18 protein-coding genes are annotated in these 20,236 nt (G+C 60.8%); 15 read left to right on the top strand and 3 right to left on the bottom strand.

The annotated features are described in order from the left end of the window. Positions 1-37: 37 nt before the first annotated feature. The 3 genes from prlC (at position 38) to FEE99_RS05000 (ending at position 4,517) form a co-directional block, all read left to right on the top strand. On the top strand, positions 38-2,089 hold the full coding sequence (gene prlC, locus FEE99_RS05010; RefSeq protein ID WP_041476655.1) for an oligopeptidase A: 2,052 nt from the start codon (positions 38-40) through the stop codon (positions 2,087-2,089). Continuing rightward, a complete protein-coding gene (locus FEE99_RS05005; protein WP_016772316.1) occupies positions 2,086-2,376 on the top strand; it encodes a YheV family putative zinc ribbon protein in 291 nt (96 codons plus the stop codon). The genes prlC and FEE99_RS05005 overlap by 4 nt, the downstream gene beginning before the upstream one ends. Positions 2,377-2,489: 113 nt before the next feature. Further along, complete coding sequence (locus tag FEE99_RS05000) at positions 2,490-4,517, top strand: M3 family metallopeptidase (RefSeq protein ID WP_041476461.1); 2,028 nt, start codon at positions 2,490-2,492, stop codon at positions 4,515-4,517. A 5-nt stretch (positions 4,518-4,522) separates the two neighbouring features. On the opposite strand, the gene FEE99_RS04995 is transcribed toward FEE99_RS05000, so the two are convergent. Further along, entirely contained in the window at positions 4,523-5,170 is a 648-nt protein-coding gene (locus tag FEE99_RS04995; RefSeq protein ID WP_041476462.1) for a phosphatase domain-containing protein, read from the bottom strand. Positions 5,171-5,450: 280 nt separating this feature from the next. Between FEE99_RS04995 and FEE99_RS04990 the strand changes: the two genes are divergently transcribed. The 6 genes from FEE99_RS04990 (at position 5,451) to FEE99_RS04965 (ending at position 13,011) form a co-directional block, all read left to right on the top strand. Further along, positions 5,451-6,194 (top strand): gluconate 2-dehydrogenase subunit 3 family protein, encoded by a 744-nt coding sequence (locus FEE99_RS04990; RefSeq protein WP_041476463.1) that lies wholly within the window; start codon positions 5,451-5,453, stop codon positions 6,192-6,194. A 2-nt stretch (positions 6,195-6,196) separates the two neighbouring features. Beyond that, positions 6,197-7,981, top strand: a complete 1,785-nt coding sequence (locus tag FEE99_RS04985) for a GMC family oxidoreductase (RefSeq protein WP_041476464.1) — start codon at positions 6,197-6,199, stop codon at positions 7,979-7,981. A 12-nt stretch (positions 7,982-7,993) separates the two neighbouring features. Further along, complete coding sequence (locus FEE99_RS04980) at positions 7,994-9,295, top strand: c-type cytochrome (protein WP_041476465.1); 1,302 nt, start codon at positions 7,994-7,996, stop codon at positions 9,293-9,295. 74 nt (positions 9,296-9,369) lie between these two features. Continuing rightward, a complete protein-coding gene (locus tag FEE99_RS04975; protein WP_041476466.1) occupies positions 9,370-10,428 on the top strand; it encodes a PA0069 family radical SAM protein in 1,059 nt (352 codons plus the stop codon). Between the two features lie 237 nt (positions 10,429-10,665). Next, positions 10,666-11,394: a carbonic anhydrase gene (locus FEE99_RS04970; protein ID WP_016772323.1), complete on the top strand. Its 729-nt coding sequence runs from the start codon at positions 10,666-10,668 to the stop codon at positions 11,392-11,394. A 90-nt stretch (positions 11,395-11,484) separates the two neighbouring features. Further along, on the top strand, positions 11,485-13,011 hold the full coding sequence (locus FEE99_RS04965; protein ID WP_041476467.1) for a SulP family inorganic anion transporter: 1,527 nt from the start codon (positions 11,485-11,487) through the stop codon (positions 13,009-13,011). Between the two features lie 123 nt (positions 13,012-13,134). Here FEE99_RS04965 and FEE99_RS04960 read toward each other — a convergent pair whose 3' ends face one another. Further along, a complete protein-coding gene (locus FEE99_RS04960) occupies positions 13,135-13,785 on the bottom strand; it encodes a hypothetical protein (protein WP_041476468.1) in 651 nt (216 codons plus the stop codon). A 370-nt stretch (positions 13,786-14,155) separates the two neighbouring features. Here FEE99_RS04960 and coxB point away from each other — a divergent pair, with 370 nt between their 5' ends. The 4 genes from coxB (at position 14,156) to FEE99_RS04940 (ending at position 18,572) form a co-directional block, all read left to right on the top strand. Continuing rightward, positions 14,156-15,283: a cytochrome c oxidase subunit II gene (gene coxB / locus FEE99_RS04955; protein ID WP_016772326.1), complete on the top strand. Its 1,128-nt coding sequence runs from the start codon at positions 14,156-14,158 to the stop codon at positions 15,281-15,283. 82 nt (positions 15,284-15,365) lie between these two features. After that, positions 15,366-16,952: a cytochrome c oxidase subunit I gene (gene ctaD / locus FEE99_RS04950; RefSeq protein WP_016772327.1), complete on the top strand. Its 1,587-nt coding sequence runs from the start codon at positions 15,366-15,368 to the stop codon at positions 16,950-16,952. Positions 16,953-17,107: 155 nt separating this feature from the next. Further along, positions 17,108-17,659, top strand: a complete 552-nt coding sequence (locus FEE99_RS04945; protein ID WP_041476469.1) for a cytochrome c oxidase assembly protein — start codon at positions 17,108-17,110, stop codon at positions 17,657-17,659. A 25-nt stretch (positions 17,660-17,684) separates the two neighbouring features. Then, complete coding sequence (locus tag FEE99_RS04940; RefSeq protein ID WP_041476470.1) at positions 17,685-18,572, top strand: cytochrome c oxidase subunit 3; 888 nt, start codon at positions 17,685-17,687, stop codon at positions 18,570-18,572. A 90-nt stretch (positions 18,573-18,662) separates the two neighbouring features. Here FEE99_RS04940 and FEE99_RS04935 read toward each other — a convergent pair whose 3' ends face one another. Then, positions 18,663-18,866 (bottom strand): twin transmembrane helix small protein, encoded by a 204-nt coding sequence (locus FEE99_RS04935; RefSeq protein ID WP_016772330.1) that lies wholly within the window; start codon positions 18,864-18,866, stop codon positions 18,663-18,665. A gap of 70 nt (positions 18,867-18,936) precedes the next feature. On the opposite strand from FEE99_RS04935, the gene FEE99_RS04930 reads away from it, so the two are divergent. Beyond that, complete coding sequence (locus FEE99_RS04930) at positions 18,937-19,677, top strand: SURF1 family protein (RefSeq protein ID WP_041476471.1); 741 nt, start codon at positions 18,937-18,939, stop codon at positions 19,675-19,677. After that, positions 19,643-20,236: a hypothetical protein gene (locus FEE99_RS04925; protein ID WP_041476656.1), complete on the top strand. Its 594-nt coding sequence runs from the start codon at positions 19,643-19,645 to the stop codon at positions 20,234-20,236. Before FEE99_RS04930 ends, FEE99_RS04925 begins: the two co-directional genes overlap by 35 nt.

Below are 20,236 nucleotides of genomic sequence, written 5' to 3'. Positions count from 1 at the left end.
AGATGGGCGCATGTTTCTTCCAGCCAAGGTGCCAACCGTGAGCGTGAACAACCCTCTTTTGCAGTCCTACGACCTGCCGCCGTTCTCCACGATCCGTGCCGAACACGTCCTGCCCGCCATCGAAACCATCCTCGCGGACAACCGCGCCGCCATCGCCGAAATTCTCAAGACCCAGGGCAAGAACCCTACCTGGGCCGGTCTGGTGCTGGCGATGGACGAACTCAACGATCGCCTCGGTGCGGCATGGAGCCCGGTCAGCCATCTTAACGCCGTGTGCAACAGCGCCGAATTGCGTGAAGCCTACGAGTCGTGCCTGCCGGCCCTGAGCGCCTACTCCACCGAAATGGGCCAGAACCGCGAACTGTTCCAGGCGTATGAAGCGCTGGCCAACAGTCCGGAAGCTGCCAGTTTCGACGTCGCGCAAAAAACCATTCTGGAACACGCCCTGCGCGATTTCCGCCTGTCGGGTATCGACCTGCCGGAAGCCGAGCAGAAACGTTACGCCGAAGTGCAGAGCAAGCTGTCCGAGCTCGGCAGCCGCTTCTCCAATCAATTGCTCGACGCCACTCAGGCGTGGACCAAACACATTACCGATGAAGCCGCCCTCGCCGGCCTGACCGATTCGGCCAAGGCACAAATGGCTGCCGCCGCCCAGGCCAAAGGTCTGGATGGCTGGTTGATCACTCTGGAATTCCCCAGCTATTACGCGGTGATGACCTACGCGCAAGACCGCGCGCTGCGCGAAGAAGTCTACGCCGCCTACTGCACCCGTGCCTCGGATCAAGGCCCGAATGCCGGGCAGAACGACAACGGTCCGGTGATGGAAGAGATCCTCGACCTGCGCCAGGAACTGGCCCGACTGCTGGGCTTCGCCAGTTTCGCTGAACTGAGCCTGGCGACGAAAATGGCCGAATCCAGTGATCAGGTGCTGAGTTTCCTGCGGGATCTGGCCCAGCGCAGCAAGCCGTTCGCCGCGCAGGATCTGCAACAGCTGCGCGCTTACGCCGCCGAACAGGGCTGCGCCGATCTGCAAAGTTGGGACAGCGGTTTCTACGGTGAAAAACTTCGCGAGCAGCGTTACAGCGTTGCTCAGGAAACCCTGCGTGCCTACTTCCCGATCGATAAAGTCCTGAGCGGCCTGTTCGCCATCGTTCAGCGTTTGTACGGTATCGAGATCGCAGAGCAGAAAGGCTTCGACACCTGGCATCCGGACGTACGCCTGTTCGAGATCAAGGAAAACGGTCAGCACGTCGGCCGCTTCTTTTTCGACTTGTATGCCCGCGCCAACAAGCGTGGCGGCGCATGGATGGACGGCGCCCGCGACCGTCGTCGCACCGTCGACGGTGTGCTGCAAAGCCCGGTGGCCAATCTGGTGTGCAACTTCACCCCGGCCGACAGCGGCAAGCCTGCGCTGCTGACCCACGATGAAGTGACCACCCTGTTCCACGAGTTCGGCCACGGCCTGCATCACCTGCTGACCCGCGTCGAACACGCTGGCATATCCGGCATCAATGGCGTGGCCTGGGATGCGGTCGAGCTGCCAAGCCAGTTCATGGAAAACTGGTGCTGGGAGCCGGAAGGCCTCGCGCTGATCTCCGGCCACTACGAGACCGGCGAGCCACTGCCGCAGGACCTGCTGGAAAAAATGCTCGCGGCGAAGAATTTCCAGTCCGGGCTGATGATGGTGCGTCAGCTGGAGTTTTCGCTGTTCGACTTCGAACTGCACGCCACCCACGGCGATGGCCGCAGCGTGGCGCAAGTGCTCGATGGCGTGCGTGACGAGGTGTCGGTCATGCGTCCACCGGCTTACAACCGCTTCCCCAACAGTTTCGCGCACATTTTTGCCGGTGGTTACGCAGCCGGTTACTACAGCTACAAGTGGGCCGAAGTGTTGTCCGCCGACGCCTTCTCGAAATTCGAGGAGGACGGCGTGCTCAACGCTGAAACCGGTCGTGCGTTCCGCGAAGCGATTCTGGCGCGCGGCGGCTCGCAGGCACCGATGGTGCTGTTCGTCGACTTCCGTGGCCGTGAGCCGTCGATCGACGCGCTGCTGCGCCACAGCGGGCTGAGTGAGGACGCGGCAGCATGAGCGACGGCCCTGTGATCACCAAGAAGCGCTTCATCGCCGGGGCGGTCTGCCCGGCGTGCAGCGAGCCGGACAAGTTGATGATGTGGAACGAAGACGGCGTGCCGCACCGCGAATGCGTGGCCTGCGGTTACTCCGACACGCTCAACGAGCAAGGCCTGTCGGTGCCCAAAGAGCTGGGCACGCGGGTCAATACCAGCGCGCTGAAGCCTGCCGCCGACAAAAAGGTTCAGGCGGTGCAGTTCTTCCCCAACCCGAAGTTGAAGAAAAAGCCCGACGAGCAACAATGACAACGACCGCTGCCTGCCGATCATCGTCGGCAGGTGGCGGTATCTATCCACCACCTTGCCTCTGCGCTTCCTGATTAGGCTGGCCAATCCAGCCCTCTCTCACGGAAGACGCCATGCCTGACACCAACCCACTCCTGCAACATTGGCAGTTGCCGCCCTGGGCGGCGATACGCGCCGAACATCTGCTGCCAGCAGTCGAGCGCATCGTTGCCGACAACCTGCTGATCATCGAAAACGTCATCGCCACTCAGGTCGATCATCCCAACTGGGACGACGTGGTAATTGCCATCGATGAAGCCGATGCGCGCCTGGATGAAACCATGGCGATCATCGAATTCCTCTCGATCAGTCATGCCGATGAGCCCCAGTGGTTGATGCAGGAAGCCCTGAGTACGCACGCCGCGCAGCGTTACAAGACTGCGAAGGCCGGCAATCGACAGTTGCTCCAGGTTTATCAACGATTGGCACAGAGCTCCATAGCCGCCAGCTTCAGTGATGCACGCAAAGCCTCGCTGGCGAAAATCCTGCGCCGGTTTCACTTGGCGGGAAGCGAATTGTCGAGTGCGCAGCGCAAGGATCTGGCGCGATTGAACGGCGAAATCGATCTGCTGGAAAAGCGCTTCATGAGCAACCTCAAATCGGTCAACGCTGCATGGAGCAAAGACATCGACGATGCCGCGCTATTGGCGGGACTGCCGGCCGAAACGCAGGCGCATCTGGCCGCCAATGCCGACAAGGCCGGCCTGCCCGGGTGGCGGCTGACCCTGGATCAGAACACTTACCAGCAGGTCATGAAGCGGGCACAACACCGCGCACTGCGCGAGGAGTATTTCAAAGCCTGGTGCACCCGCGCTTCGGATCAGGGGCCACAGGCCGGTCGCTTCGATAACGGGCCGGTTTTGCAGACGCTGCTGGCCGCACGTCATGCCAAAGCCCGGCTCTTGGGTTTTGACAACTTTGCCCACCTGCGGCTGCACAACCGTATGGCTACCGGTACCGATCAGGTTGGCCGTTTTCTGCGCCAGCAGATCGCCCGCAATGCCGTGTCACTGGCGGGCGAGACCGATGATTTGCAGGCCTTGGCCCGCGAGCACGGGGTTGAACAGCTAGAAGCGTGGGATCACGATTTCCTCGCCGAGCAATTACGCCTGAAGCAGTCCGGCGGCGCGGAGCAGGACCTGCGCGAGTTCTTCGCGCTGCAAGCCACACTGCATAGCCTCTGCCGCTTCAGCGAGCATATGTTCGGCATCAGCATCAGCGAAAATACCGTCCACGAGCGTTTCGCAGAAAATGTTCGCCTGTTCGAAATCAGCGAGCGTCAGCAACCGGTTGGCTACATCTACATCGACCCGTTCCACCGCGACGCGGGCAACGACTATGCCTGGACCGGTGTACTGCGCAATCGACGGATCACCGCCGAAGGCCGACCATTACTGCCGATTGCCTCGCTTCAATGCAATTACCCGGCAGCGGAAAACGGGCAACCTTACCTGCTGGATCCGCAGGATCTGCGCGTTCTGCTACACGAATTCGGCCATTGCCTGCATCACGTGCTGACGCGTTCGCCGCATTACAACCTGGCCGGCATTTCGCATCTGAGCCGCGACGCTGCCGAGTTTGTCGGGCAACTGTTCGAAAAATGGGCGTTATCCGGGCAATTCCTGCGCTGGCTGGGTACGCATCACCAGAGCGGTGAGCGTCTGTCCGAAGCGCAGGCCAATACCGCGTTTTCCGCCACAGGCATCCAGCGCAGCCGGGAGACGGCAATGCTGTTGCTGAACGCGCTGGTCGACTTCGAACTGCACCGCTGTCACGGTGACGGTCGCACCGTTCAGCAAGTAGTCGAGGATGTGCAAAGTGAGTTCGCGCACCTGTCCATCCCGGCCTACTGCCGCTTCGCCAACAGCTGCGATTATCTGGTTACCGGTTATGAGGCTTCGCTGTACGCCTACAAATGGTCGGGTGTGCTGGCGAGCGAGGCGTTCAAGCGCTTCGAACGTGAAGGTCTGTTCAACGAACAGACGGGCCGCGACATGCGCGAACACCTGCTCTCGGGGGACAGGCAGGCACTGCCCGCCGCACTGCAAGCCTTTCTCGGAAAACCCATCGACAGCGCACTGTTTCCTGCGCCAGCCGCTTGAGCTGATCAACGCTGAACGTGGGCCGAGTCGAACCAGCTCTTCATCGAACACATGGCGAATGCACTGGTGCTGCATTCGCCATTGATCAAGGCTTCGTGCAACCGATCGACATCGGCCTGCATCACGTAGCGCACGCTGTCGTGGAAATGCTGACTGTCACCAAAACCGCCCTCGGTCATTTCCTTGAGCGCCTGCTCTTTGCTCCAGCCCTGCACCACCACGCGGTACATCGCCGCCATCAGACCGGTGCGGTCAGAACCGTGCTTGCAGTGCATGAGCACCGGGCCGTCGGCTTCGGCGGACTGAATCGCGCGCAGAGCCTTGAGCACATCGCTGTCGTCGACGTGATTGGTGCGATACGGCAGTTGCACCTGCTTGATGCCCGGCGCGGAGAGCCAGTCGCTATCAGCGTCAGGCAGGAAGTTGATCACCGTGACGACATGTAGATCGTTCAACAGCGGCACCGCACTGCGGCTGGGTAAGGCGCTGCGATACAGCGTCGGTGACATGCGGAACAGGTTGAACTGCGCCTCAACCGGCTGCGCCCACTCGGCCGGGCGAGTGGGCGTGGCGTCGGCCGCCCGGGCGGCAATGCCATGCAACAGTGCAACAAGCGAAAAACATAACGCGGGGAAAAAGCGCACTCGAGACATGCTGGGCTGACCGTTTCGGCAATCTTCATGGGAGGAATTGCATCTTCGCTATCAAGCGGTCAATACGCCGTGAGCCGGCCGTCAAAGAAACGTGAATCGGCGCCTCGCCGGGCTTTTTTCCGTGCAAACGGTTTTTCTTGATGCTTAGCCTGCTACCATTTGTCACATGATGTTGCAGAGGGAACGGCTTTTACCCGACCGGACCCTGATCGTCGCAACGCAAAATTCCTCGAGCTGCTCGCAGAAGCGGCTGACTTCTATGCCTGATGAGGTGCCCCCCATGTCTGATCAAGATCGAGACAACCCGCGGCGTGAGTTCTTGCGCAAATCCCTGACCCTGATTCCGGTGGTCACGCTTGCCGGTACCGGCCTGGGCAGCAGCGTGCTGCAAGCCGCACCTGAAAGCACACCGGCGCCGGCCGCAGCAAAACCGGCCTCTGTCGCTGGTGACTATCAGCCGAGCTTTTTCACCGCTGAAGAATGGGCATTCATCAACGCCGCCGTCGCCCAGTTGATCCCCAACGACGCGCAAGGCCCGGGCGCGCTTGAAGCCGGCGTGCCGGAATACATCGACCGCCAGATGAACACCCCGTACGCCGCCGGTGCCCTGTGGTACATGCAAGGCCCGTTCAATGCCGACGCCGCACCCGAGATGGGCTGGCAGAGCAAACTGGTGCCCAAAGACATCTATCGCCTCGGCATCGCCGCCACGGATCAGTGGGTAAAAGGTCTGAGCGGTAAAACATTTGCCGGGCAAGACAGCGCTACCCGAGACGATTTGCTCAAGCAACTGGAAGCCGGCAAGCCGCAGTTCGATGCGGTGCCGGCGAAGATCTTCTTCAATCTGCTGCTGCAAAACACCAAGGAAGGTTTCTTCTGCGACCCGATCCACGGTGGCAATAAAGGCATGGTCGGCTGGACCATGATCGGTTTCCCCGGCGCCCGCGCCGATTTCATGGATTGGGTGGAACGCAACGAGCAATACCCCTTCCCGGCAGTGTCGATTCGCGGCGAGAGGGCGTAAGCATGGCAACGGTAATGAAGAAGGTTGATGCAGTCATCGTCGGTTTTGGCTGGACCGGCGCGATCATGGCCAAGGAGCTCACCGAGGCGGGTCTGAACGTGCTGGCGCTGGAGCGCGGGCCGATGCAGGACACCTACCCCGACGGCAACTATCCGCAGGTGATCGACGAACTCACCTACAGCGTGCGCAAGAAACTCTTTCAGGACATCTCCAAAGAGACGGTGACCATTCGCCACAGCGTCAACGACATCGCCCTGCCCAACCGCCAGCTGGGCGCGTTCCTGCCGGGGAATGGCGTCGGCGGCGCCGGGCTGCATTGGTCGGGCGTGCACTTTCGTGTCGACCCGATCGAGTTGCGTATGCGCAGCCACTACGAAGAACGCTACGGCAAAAGCTTCATCCCCAAAGACATGACCATTCAGGATTTCGGCGTCAGCTATGAAGAGCTGGAACCGTTTTTCGACTTCGCGGAAAAAGTCTTCGGCACCTCCGGCCAGGCCTGGACGGTGAAGGGCCAATTGGTCGGTCAGGGCAAGGGCGGTAACCCTTATGCGGCGGATCGCTCCAATCCGTTCCCGCTTGAAGCGCAGAAAAACACCGTATCCGCACAGCTGTTTGGTAAAGCGGCCACAGAAGTCGGTTACAAACCCTACAACCTGCCTTCGGCTAATACTTCGGGGCCGTACACCAATCCCTACGGCGCACAAATGGGGCCGTGCAATTTCTGCGGTTTCTGCAGCGGCTACGTCTGCTACATGTATTCCAAAGCCTCGCCGAACGTGAACATTCTGCCGGCGCTCAAGCCCCTGCCGAATTTCGAGCTGCGGCCCAACTCCCATGTGCTGCGGGTCAATCTCGACAGCACGAAAAGCAAAGCCACCGGCGTCACCTACATCGATGGCCAGGGCCGCGAGATCGAGCAGCCGGCGGATTTGGTGATCCTCGGCGCATTCCAGTTGCACAACGTGCGTCTGATGCTGCTGTCCGGGATCGGCAAACCGTACGACCCGATCAGCGGCGAAGGCGTGGTCGGGCGTAACTTCGCCTACCAGAACATGGCGACCATCAAGGCGTTCTTCGACAAGGACACCCACACCAACAACTTCATCGGCGCTGGCGGCAACGGCGTGGCGGTGGACGATTTCAACGCCGACAACTTCGACCACGGCCCGCACGGCTTCGTCGGCGGTTCGCCGATGTGGGTCAACCAGGCTGGCAGTCGACCGATTGCCGGCACCTCGAACCCGCCGGGCACACCGGCCTGGGGCAGCGCATGGAAACGCGCCACCGCCGATTACTACACCCACCAGGTGTCGATGGACGCCCACGGCGCGCATCAGTCCTACCGTGGCAACTACCTCGATCTCGATCCGGTGTACCGCGATGCCTACGGCCTGCCGCTGCTGCGCATGACTTTCGACTGGCAGGAAAACGACATCAAGATGAACCGCTTCATGGTCGAGAAAATGGGCAAGATCGCCCAAGCCATGGGCCCGAAAGCCATTGCAGTGATCGGCAAGCAGGTCGGCGACCACTTCAACACCGCTTCGTACCAGACCACCCATCTCAACGGTGGCGCGATCATGGGCACCGATCCGAAGACCAGCGCCCTGAACCGCTATTTGCAGAGCTGGGACGTGCACAACGTGTTCGTCCCGGGCGCCTCGGCGTTCCCGCAGGGCCTGGGCTACAACCCGACCGGGCTGGTGGCGGCGCTGACCTACTGGTCGGCAAAAGCGATCCGCGAGCAGTACCTGAAAAACCCCGGCCCGCTGGTGCAGGCTTAAGGAGCGATGACCATGAAAACTTTCGTTATCGCGACCCTGGCGCTGCTTGGCAGCGCCGCTATCCATGCGGCTGAAGTTGATCAAGCCTTGATCAAAAAAGGCGAATACCTTGCCCGCGCCGGTGACTGCGTGGCCTGCCACACGGCCAAGGGCGGCAAGCCGTTCGCCGGCGGTCTGCCAATGGAGACGCCGATCGGCACGATCTACTCGACCAACATCACCCCGGACAAGACCGGTCTGGGCGACTACAGCTTCGAAGACTTCGATCAGGCCGTGCGCCACGGTGTGGCCAAAAACGGCAGCACGTTGTACCCGGCGATGCCTTATCCGTCCTACGCGCGGGTCAACCAGGCCGACATGCAGGCGCTGTACGCCTACTTCATGCACGGCGTCGAACCGGTGGCGCAGGAGAACAAGGCCAGCGATATTCCCTGGCCGTTGAGCATGCGCTGGCCGCTGATGGGCTGGCGCTGGCTGTTCGCGCCGAAGGTCGAGGATTACCAGGCCACGTCGGACGATCCGGTGATCGATCGCGGGGCATATCTGGTTGAAGGTCTCGGCCACTGCGGTGCCTGTCATACCCCGCGCGCGCTGACCATGCAGGAAAAATCCCTGAGCGCGGCGGACGGCAGCGAATTCCTCGCCGGCAGTGCGCCGCTGGAAGGCTGGATCGCCAAGAGCCTGCGCGGCGATCACAAGGATGGCCTCGGCAGCTGGAGCGAAGAACAACTGGTGCAGTTCCTCAAGACCGGGCGCAGTGATCGCAGCGCAGTGTTCGGCGGCATGAGCGATGTGGTCACCCACAGCATGCAGTACATGAGCGACGCCGACCTCACCGCGATTGCCCGTTATCTCAAATCACTGCCGGCCAATGACCCGGCGGATCAGCCGCATCAGTACGACGAGAAAGTGGCCAAAGCGCTGTGGAACGGCGACGACAGCCAACGCGGCGCGTCGGTGTACATCGACAACTGCGCAGCCTGCCACCGTACCGATGGTCATGGCTACACCCGGGTGTTCCCGGCGCTGGCGGGCAATCCGGTGCTGCAGACGGATGACCCGACATCGCTGATCCACATCGTGCTCAAGGGCGGGACTTTGCCGGCAACGCACACCGCGCCATCGACCTTCACCATGCCCGGTTTCGCCTGGCGCCTGTCGGATCAGGAAGTCGCGGATGTGGTGAGCTTCATTCGTGGCAGCTGGGGCAACAAGGGTGCGCCAGTGAAAGCTGCCGATGTTGCCGAGTTGCGTACGGAGGATATGAAGCAGACCTCCGGTGACGATCTTGGCCAAGTGACGCAACACAACTGACCACTCGCCCGATGGCACTAGCCAGATGACGATCGCCCCGATACTGTGCGCATATACAGTATCGGGGCGTTTTCATGTCTATTCCATTGCCACCTCGCGGTCGCGGCACCGCGACCAACCCGCACAACCGCTTTGCGCCCAGTCGTTCGGTGGCCGAGGACGATGGCTGGTATCAGGAAGTGCCAGAGACGCAAAACACCGAAGTGATCATCGAGAAGGCCAAATCGATCATCAGCCGCAACACCTCGCCGGATCTGCCCTTCGACCGTTCGCTCAATCCCTATCGCGGCTGCGAACACGGCTGCATCTATTGCTACGCACGCCCCAGCCACGCCTATTGGGACATGTCACCGGGCCTGGATTTCGAAACCCGCCTGATTGCCAAGACCAATGCCGCCCAGGTCCTTGAGGAACAGCTGAGCAAACCCGGCTATCAATGTGCGCCGATCAATCTCGGCTCCAATACCGACCCGTATCAGCCCATCGAGCGCGAATACAAAATCACCCGTCAGACTCTGGAAGTGCTGCTGCGTTACCGGCATCCGGTGACCATTGTCACCAAAGGTTCGCTGATTCTGCGCGATCTCGATTTGCTGACCGAGTTGGCGCAGCAACGGCTGGTGTCGGTGATGATCAGCCTGACCACCCTGGACGATGAACTCAAACGCACCCTCGAACCGCGCGCCGCTGCACCCAAGGCACGCTTGCGCGCGATCCGGGTGATGCGCGAAGCAGGCATTCCAGTCGGCGTGCTGTGTTCGCCGATGATTCCGATGATCAATGACAGTGAAATCGAAAGCCTGCTCAACGAGGCCCACGCGGCCGGTGCGCAAAGCGCTGCCTACATGATGCTGCGCCTGCCGCTGGAAGTCGCGCCGCTGTTCGAGGAGTGGTTGCAGGCGCACTATCCGCAACGTGCCGCCCATGTGCTGAGCCTGATCCGCCAGAGTCGCGGCGGCGAACTCTACGACAGCCGTTTCGGTGCGCGCATGCGCGGTGAAGGACCGTTTGCAGACCTGCTCGCACAAAGATTTGCCAAGGCCATCAAAAAGCTTGGCCTGAACAAACGCGAGGGCTATAACCTCGACTGCTCGGCCTTCTGTCCGCCGGGTCGCCAGATGTCGTTGATTTAGCGACAATTGGCTTTGGGTTGACGGGTTGGAATCCTTCCGCCGAAACACGCCAGTCACGTTTTTTGTGACCTGGAACACACGTTCTAGAGCGTTTGATTCAGTTTCAGTTAAGTTTCGGCGGCTACCTTGTTCATCGAGTGACTGACGGGTCGGGATGACCCGGATGGTTTAAACAGCCACTGGCTTCATACCGGAATACCGGGGAAGACTCCCTGAATCCGCACAAGAGGATGAATCATGAGTGACAAGGATAAACAGTCGTTGGCTGCCTCGGCGCAAAGCCCTGAAGCACAATCCGCCGATGCAGCACTGCGACAGATCGTTGATGGCTTTTTACGCTTTCACCATGACGTTTTTCCGCAGCAGGAAGAACTGTTCAAGAAGCTCGCCACCGCTCAGGCGCCCAAGGCGATGTTCATCACCTGCGCCGACTCGCGCATCGTTCCAGAGCTGATCACCCAGAGCTCACCGGGCGATCTGTTCGTTACCCGTAACGTCGGCAACGTGGTGCCGCCCTACGGTCAGATGAACGGCGGCGTCTCCACCGCGATCGAATACGCGGTACTGGCGCTGGGCGTGCAGCACATCATCATTTGCGGCCACTCCGATTGCGGCGCCATGCGCGCGGTACTCAACCCCGACAGCCTGGAAAAAATGCCGACGGTCAAAGCCTGGCTGCGCCACGCTGAAGTCGCAAAAACCATGGTGCACGACAACTGCAACTGCACCGACGAAAAAGACAGCATGCCGATCCTCACCGAGGAAAACGTCATCGCCCAACTGCAGCACTTGCGTACCCATCCTTCGGTAGCCTCGCGCATGGCGAACGGTCATCTGTTCATCCATGGCTGGGTCTACAACATCGAAACCAGCGAAATCAAAGCTTACGACGCGGACCAGGGTCGTTTCCTGCCTCTCGACGGCAGCCATCCGATTCCTGTGGCGACGCCCAAAGCGCGCTTCTAAATCTTCCCAACAATCTGTGTGGTATGACGCCGGCCGCTGATTCAGCGGTCCGGCCTCGCCACGCCTGAAGAAAACTTCGGGAGAATCGCCATGCGTGCGGCTCAATTGAAAGCTGTGTTGCCACGGGAGCTGCTCGCTTCCGTGGTTGTGTTTCTGGTCGCCCTGCCGCTGTGCATGGGCATCGCGATTGCCTCAGGGCTGCCGCCGGCAAAAGGTCTGATCACCGGCATCATCGGCGGACTGGTGGTCGGTTGGCTGGCGGGCTCGCCGTTGCAGGTAAGCGGTCCGGCGGCGGGTCTGGCGGTGCTGGTTTTCGAGCTGGTGCGCCAGCATGGCGTCGAGATGCTCGGACCGATCCTGCTGCTCGCCGGTTTTCTGCAACTGGTCGCCGGGCGGCTGAAGCTTGGCTGCTGGTTTCGGGTCACGGCGCCAGCGGTGGTTTACGGCATGCTCGCGGGCATTGGCGTGTTGATTGTGCTCTCGCAAATCCATGTGATGCTCGATGCCAAGCCGCAGCCTTCCGGGCTGGACAACCTCACGGCGTTCCCGGCGGCCGTGGCGCAGGCCTTGCCATCGTTGGGCTGGCAGGCGGGTCTGCTCGGTCTGTCGACGATTGCGGTGATGTGGCTGTGGGAAAAATTCCGTCCGCATTCGCTGCGCTTCATTCCCGGCGCATTGCTCGGTGTGGGTCTGGCGACGGTGGCGAGCCTGATGCTGGCGTTGCAGGTCAAGCGCGTTGAGGTACCGGCGAACCTGGCCGAAGCGATCGATTGGCTCAAGCCGGCCGACCTGATGAATCTGGCCGACCCGACGCTGCTGATCGCCGCGTTCGCCGTAGCGTTCATCGCCAGTGCCGAAACCCTGCTGTCCGCTGCGGCGGTGGATCGCATGCACAGCGGCGTGCGTTCGGACTTCGACCGTGAACTGTCGGCGCAAGGTGTCGGCAACATGCTCTGCGGTCTGGTCGGCGCGCTGCCGATGACCGGGGTGATCGTGCGCAGCTCGGCCAACGTCCAGGCCGGTGCGACCACACGCTACTCGACGATTTTCCATGGCCTGTGGCTGCTGGCATTCGTGCTGTTGCTGTCGAGCGTGCTGCAAAGCATTCCGGTGGCGAGCCTGGCGGGCGTGCTGGTGTATACCGGTTTCAAACTGGTCGACCTGAAAGCCTTCCGTAGTCTGGGTCGGTACGGGCGGATGCCGATGTTCACCTACGCCGCTACAGCGTTGGCGATCATCTTCACTGATCTGCTCACCGGTGTGCTGATCGGTTTCGGCCTGACGATGTTGAAGCTGGCGTTCAAGGCTTCGCGCTTGAAGATCAGCCTGATCGACCTGCCGCAGGACGGCGAGATGGAACTGCGTCTGGTCGGCGCGGCGACGTTCCTCAAAGTGCCGGCGCTGACCCAGGTGCTGGGCAGCATTCCTCACGGCACCACAGTGCATGTGCCGCTCAACAACCTGAGCTACATCGACCATTCGTGTCTGGAGTTGCTTGAGGAATGGGGCCGGGCGAATGCGGCGAAGGGGTCGAAGCTGTTGATCGAATCGCGTGGGTTGAAGCGACGGCTTGAGGGGCGGGTGCGGACCAATACCGGGATTGGCTCAGCCGCTTAAATCTCCGGGTTGACTCGACCCCTGTAGGAGCTGCCGCAGGCTGCGATCTTTTGATCTTGATTTTTAAAAACAACATCAAAAGATCGCAGCCTGCGGCAGCTCCTACATTGGATTGTGTATGACTCAGGCAGCAGGCTGATCCAGCTCAAGCCCCACACCCAACCGGCGGCTCATGCACGGCCAGCGTTTCCACGCCGCGCCAGTGTCCGGGCTGCTGAGTTTTTCGCGGTAGGCTTCTACCGATTCCAGGGCAAAACTTTCCTCGTTGAGCATCTCGTCAATCGCGTGATGCACCGCTTCGTCCAGTTGGTTGGCAAATTCCTCACCGATCAATTGGTGAGCAATCAGGTTGGCGACCGTCATGTCCAAGGGGATCAATGGCTGGCCGAAGTGCTTGATGTACAGGTCGTTGACCTCTTCGACAAAACGGTGTGCCAGATAGGCCTCGTCGAGCAGGCTGTCCAGGCCGACATGTCCGGCCATGATCGCCGGCGGCTGGAGGAAATACTGCTCGGCGATCTTCAGCACCGGTTTGATCTGCGATTCGATGCCGGCTTCCCTGGCGACTTCATTGGCTGCATCCAGCAGATCGGGTACTTCATCGATGTAGGCGGCGACAAAACGTGTCAGCACGCCCTGGGCGTCGGCTTCCGGCAACTGGATCGCCGGGTGCAGGTGAGGCAACTTGCTTTCCAGCTGACGGGTCAGCAGGCCGGTGTCTTTTTCGTGCTGTTGGGCTTGTTGGATCTGCTCGCGCAATGCGGCGGTGTTCATGAAAACTCCAGGAAACAAGGCAATGAAATAGGGAAGACATAACTTAGCTGGCTTACGAAAAACGCTAAGACGCATTTGTCATAATTATTTCATCCTTGATGCAGCTGCGTTATATCCATTCGCCACCACTCGTCTGCATCCTTCTCCATTCGGGCACTTGAACGCAAGCGCCGGGTGTTTCAGCTCATTTACGTGCCCGGGTTGCAAATCCCGGGCGCTGTCTATACTCGCCAATGAATGGAGTTAGCTGATGACGCCCGACTGCACCCGCAGCAAGGCCCGGCGATTCAAGTTCGTAGTCTGATGCAGCCGCTCCCTTGCCGCAGGCGATACGCCGGCGGGATAACAAGAACGATAAGGGGAACCCGCAATGATGCGACATCCACATGTCTGGATGGGCCTCCTGTTGTGGTCGATTTTCAGCCCGGCCAACGCGGCATGGACTGTGAATATGGCGCCTGGAGCGACTGAAATCAGTCACGCAGTATTCGACCTGCACATGACCATTTTCTGGATCTGTGTGGTGATCGGGATCATCGTCTTCGGCGCCATGTTCTGGTCGATGATGGTGCACCGCCGCTCTACCGGCCAGGTCGCGGCCAAATTCCACGAAAGCACCGGCGTCGAGATCATGTGGACCATCGTGCCGCTGCTGATTCTGGTGGCCATGGCCGTCCCGGCCACTGCGACGCTGATCAAGATGTACGACACCAGCGAGCCGGACATCGATATCCAGATCACCGGTTATCAGTGGAAGTGGCACTACAAATACCTGGGCCAGGACGTCGAGTTCTTCAGTAACCTGGCCACCCCCGCCGAACAGATTCACAACAAAGAAGCCAAGGGCGAGCATTACTTGCTCGAAGTCGACAAGCCGCTGGTGCTGCCGATCGGCGCCAAGGTGCGCTTTCTGGTGACCTCGGCTGACGTCATTCACTCATGGTGGGTGCCGGCATTTGCAGTCAAGCGCGATGCGATTCCCGGGTTCGTCAACGAAGCCTGGACGCGCATCGACAAACCCGGCCTCTACCGTGGCCAGTGCGCCGAATTGTGCGGCAAGGATCACGGCTTCATGCCGATCGTGGTCGAGGTCAAGGAGCAGGCCGACTACGAAAAATGGCTCGCCGAGCGCAAGGCCGAAGCCGCACAGCTCAAAGAACTGACCAGCAAGGAATGGACCCTCGACGAGCTCAAGGAGCGCGGCGACAAGGTTTACCACACCACTTGCGTGGCCTGTCACCAGGCCGAAGGCCAGGGCCTGCCGCCGATGTTCCCGGCACTCAAGGGCTCGAAAATCGCCACCGGGCCGATCAAGGATCACCTGAGCATCGTCTACCACGGCAAACCGGGCACCGCCATGGCGGCGTTCGGCAAACAGCTGTCGGAAGTCGATATCGCAGCGGTCGTGACTTACGAACGTAACGCCTGGGGCAACAACAAGGGCGACATGGTCACGCCAAAAGAAGTGCTGGAGCTGAAACAGGCGGAAAGCAAATGAGCCGGTCAATTGCGTATTCAGTGAACCGGTCGGGGCAGCGCGCCCTGGCCTGCCCCGTCCACTTTCGTGAAGGAGACCGGCCATGAGCGCTGTCATCGATGACCACGGTCACGCCGACCACGCCCACGGCCCCGCCAAAGGCCTGATGCGCTGGGTGCTGACCACCAACCACAAGGACATCGGCACGCTGTACCTGTGGTTTGCCTTCTGCATGTTCCTGCTCGGCGGCTCGTTCGCCATGGTCATTCGCGCCGAGCTGTTCCAGCCCGGCCTGCAGATCGTCCAGCCGGAATTCTTCAACCAGATGACCACCATGCACGGTCTGGTGATGGTCTTTGGTGCAGTGATGCCGGCCTTCGTCGGCCTCGCCAACTGGATGATCCCGCTGATGGTCGGGGCGCCCGACATGGCCCTGCCACGGATGAACAACTTCAGTTTCTGGCTGTTGCCGGCGGCGTTTCTGCTGCTGGTGTCGACGCTGTTCACCCCGGGCGGCGGACCGAATTTCGGCTGGACCTTTTATGCGCCCCTGTCGACGACCTACGCGCCGGAAAGCGTGACGTTCTTCATCTTCGCCATCCACTTGATGGGCATCAGTTCGATCATGGGCGCGATCAACGTAGTCGCGACCATCCTCAACCTGCGCGCTCCCGGCATGACCCTGATGAAAATGCCGCTGTTCGTGTGGACCTGGCTGATCACCGCGTTTCTGCTGATCGCAGTAATGCCGGTGCTCGCCGGCTGCGTGACGATGATGCTGATGGACATCCACTTCGGCACCAGTTTCTTCAGTGCTGCCGGCGGTGGTGACCCGGTGCTGTTCCAGCACGTGTTCTGGTTCTTCGGCCACCCCGAGGTGTACATCATGATCCTGCCGGCGTTCGGCGCGGTCAGCCAGATCATCCCGACCTTCGCGCGCAAACCGCTGTTTGGCTACACCTCGATGGTCTACGCCACGGCGAGCATCGCGTTCCTGTCGTTCATCGTCTGGGCGCACCACATGTTCGTGGTCGGCATCCCGCTGGTGGGCGAGTTGTTCTTCATGTACGCGACCATGCTGATCGCCGTGCCGACGGGTGTGAAAGTGTTCAACTGGGCAAGCACCATGTGGCAGGGTTCGATGACCTTCGAGACGCCGATGCTGTTTGCCGTGGCGTTCGTCATCCTGTTCTCGATCGGTGGTTTTTCCGGGCTGATGCTGGCAATCGCCCCGGCGGACTTCCAGTACCAGGACACCTACTTCGTCGTCGCGCACTTCCACTATGTGCTGGTGCCCGGGGCGATCTTCGGCATCTTCGCCTCGGCCTATTACTGGCTGCCGAAGTGGACCGGGCACATGTACGACGAAACCCTCGGCAAGCTGCATTTCTGGCTGTCGTTCGTGGGCATGAACCTGACCTTTTTCCCGATGCACTTCGTCGGCCTTGCGGGGATGCCGCGACGGATTCCGGATTACAACTTGCAGTTCGCCGATTTCAACATGGTCTCGTCGATCGGCGCGTTCATGTTTGGCGCCACGCAGATCTTCTTCCTGTTCATCGTCATCAAGACCATCCGTGGCGGCGCACCGGCCCCGGCCAAACCGTGGGACGGTGCCGAAGGGCTGGAGTGGAGCGTGCCGTCGCCGGCGCCGTATCACACCTTCACCACGCCACCGGAAGTGAAATGAACACCTCCTGTTTTTTGCAATGTGTGCAGAGGCACAGATCCCCAGTGGATGCTCACAGATCTTCTGTGGATGTACACAGATCCCCCGTGGCGAGGGGATTTATCCCCTCACCACAGCATCACCGGCCACCAGGGAACACGAGGGAGGCATGAACCATGGCTGACTCGATCTCGCTGAAGAAGCTCGTCACCCGCCTGCTGCTGGTGGTAGTGGCGATGTTCATCTTCGGTTTCGCCCTGGTGCCGATCTACGACGTGATGTGCAAAGCCTTCGGCATCAACGGCAAGACCGGCGGCCAGTATGCGGGCGAGCAAGTGGTCGACACCTCGCGCCAGGTGCGCGTGCAGTTTCTCTCGACCAACACTGCCGACATGCCGTGGGACTTTTACCCGAAACACGACGAGCTGACCGCCAACCCTGGGGCGGTCAACGAGATGGTGTTCATCGCACGCAATCCCACCGACAAACCGATGAGTGCGCAAGCGGTGCCGAGTATTGCGCCGAGCAACGCCGCGGCGTTTTTCCACAAGACCGAATGCTTTTGTTTTACCCAGCAGGTGCTGCAGCCCGGTGAACAGATCGAGATGCCGGTGCGTTTCATCGTTGACCGCGACATGCCCAAGGAAGTGAAGCACCTGACGCTGTCCTACACGCTGTTCGATATCACCGCCCGACATCCGCCGGTGGCTGTTAACACTGGCGGTTGAGCGTGGCCGATAAGGAGAACAATAAATGGCAACTCATGAGCATTATTACGTCCCGGCCCAGAGCAAATGGCCGATCATCGCCACGCTCGGGATGTTCGTCACCGTGTACGGCCTCGCCACCTGGTTCAACGATCTCAAGGCTGCACGCCCGGATTCCCACGGCCCGCTGATCTTTTTCGTCGGCGGCCTGCTGCTGGCGTACATGCTGTTCGGCTGGTTCGGTGCGGTGATCAAGGAAAGTCGCGCGGGGCTGTACAGCCCGCAGCTGGACCGCTCGTTCCGCTGGGGCATGAGCTGGTTCATCTTTTCCGAGGTGATGTTCTTCGTCGCCTTCTTCGGCGCGCTGTTCTATGTGCGCCATGTGTCCGGGCCGGCGCTGGGCGGTGAGGGGCCGAAAGGCATCGCGCACATGCTCTGGCCGAACTTCGAATTTGTCTGGCCGCTGCTGCACACACCTGATCCGAAACTGTTCCCGCCGCCAAAAGAAGTCATCAGCCCGTGGGGCCTGCCGCTGCTCAACACGATCCTGCTGGTCAGCTCCAGCGTGACCATCACCATCGCCCACCATGCGCTGAAGAAAGGCCATCGCGGTGCACTGAAACTGTGGCTGGCGATCACCGTACTGCTGGGCATCGCGTTCCTCGGTTTCCAGGCCGAGGAATACATCCACGCCTACCAAGAGCTGGGGCTGACCCTCGGCTCGGGCATCTACGGCGCGACGTTCTTCATGCTTACCGGCTTCCACGGCGCCCACGTGACCATCGGCACGATCATCCTGTTCGTGATGCTGATGCGGATCATGAAGGGCCACTTCGACAACGAGCACCAGTTCGGTTTCGAGGCGGCGAGCTGGTACTGGCACTTCGTCGATGTGGTGTGGATCGGTTTGTTCTTCTTCGTTTATGTGCTTTGACAGCAGCTGCAAGTGGCGAGCGGCAAGCTTCAAGTCAAAGCGGGATGGCTTCCAACTTGTAGCTTGCCGCTTGCAGCTTGCCGCTCGCGTCTACCACGGCGCATGGGACACCAACTGGCCGCTGTAGAAACCCCAGGCCATCAGGCCGACGGTGACCACGGCCAGTGCCACCCGAACACTCAAGGCGATGACCAGGCGATTGGAGCTGCTGTCGTCTTTGACCAGGAAAAACAGGCCGCTGAACAGGCTGACGACCGTGGCAATCAGCATCAGGACGATCGCTGCTTTGAACATGGCAAGGCTCCGGGGGACAGGCGATGCAATTGAGTATAGCGATCGCGATGACTGACTTTATGGCGCGCCCATGAAGCGCTTTCGCCCGGGCGTGATTCCCACTGTCGTGGTGGCGCTGTTGCTGCCGCTGATGGTTGCGCTGGGCTTCTGGCAACTGGGCCGGGGCGCGGAGAAAACCGCGCTGCTGGCCAGTTATGCCGAACGTCGCGTGGCCGAACCGCTGGCGAGCAGTGAACTGCTCGCCAGCGCCGACCCGGCTTACCGCCGCGTGCGCCTGCACGGCCAGTTCGACCCCGCCCATACCCTGTTGCTCGACAACCGCCAGCGTGGCGGCAAGGTCGGCGTTGAATTGCTGCAACCGTTTCAGGATCAACGCAGCGGTCTGTGGCTGCTGGTCAATCGCGGCTGGCTGCCTTGGCCCGACCGGCGTGTGCCGCCGCAATTCACGACACCCGCCGAGGCGCTGACGCTCGACGCCTGGGTCTATGTCGCCCCCGGCGCAACGTTCCAGTTGCACGCCGATCCGGTCAGCAGTGTCTGGCCGCAGACCATCACCGCCGTCGAGCCGGGCAAATTGTGGCGAACCCTGGAGCGCGACGGCTTCGCCTACGAATTACGCGCCGAACCCGGCCCGGTCAGCTATCAGACCGATTGGCCGGTGGTCGCGATGGGGCCGGAAAAACACCTCGGCTACGCCGTGCAATGGTTCGCCATGGCCACGGCCCTGCTCGGTCTTTACCTCTATTTGGGCTGGCACAACGCAAAGGAGAAACGCCATGGGAAGCGCCATGAATCCACCCAGCATGTCTGAGGCCAAACCCGTTCCCAGCCGCCGGCGCGGGCGCATTCAGTTGTTGCTGATCGTGCTTGGCGTGGTCGGGCCGATGTTGCTCGCCACCGGCATGTACAAATTGCAGTTCTGGGTGCCGGAAGGACGCAGCTATCACGGCGAGCTGATCGGCAACGGCCAGACCCGCGCCGACCTCGGCGTGCAGGCCGATGAGCAGCGCTGGCAGATTCTGGTCACGGCGCCGAAGGATTGCGCCGTCGATTGCCAGCAACTGGTTTATCTGGCGCGGCAGATCCAGATCAGCCTCGGCCGCGAAGCCGGCCGCGCCAGCCACGCCCTCGCCGCCGCGCAACCGTTGAGCGCCGATTACGCCGCCAAGCTCGACCGTGAATATCCGCAGTTGCAGCGCTATCCGCTGGATGCCGGCGTATTCATCAGGACCACCGGCGACAAAGCCGTGCCGCAGCTGTGGATCGTCGATCCGCACGGCAATCTGGTGCTGCGCTACGAGCCGAATGTGAAGGGCAAGGATCTGCTTAACGACCTGCGGCATCTGCTGAAACTGTCGAACATCGGATGA

The sequence above is a fragment of the Pseudomonas sp. ef1 genome, assembly GCF_007293365.2.
GTDB lineage: Bacteria > Pseudomonadota > Gammaproteobacteria > Pseudomonadales > Pseudomonadaceae > Aquipseudomonas > Aquipseudomonas siliginis.
This window is presented reverse-complemented; position numbering and strand designations above follow the sequence as displayed.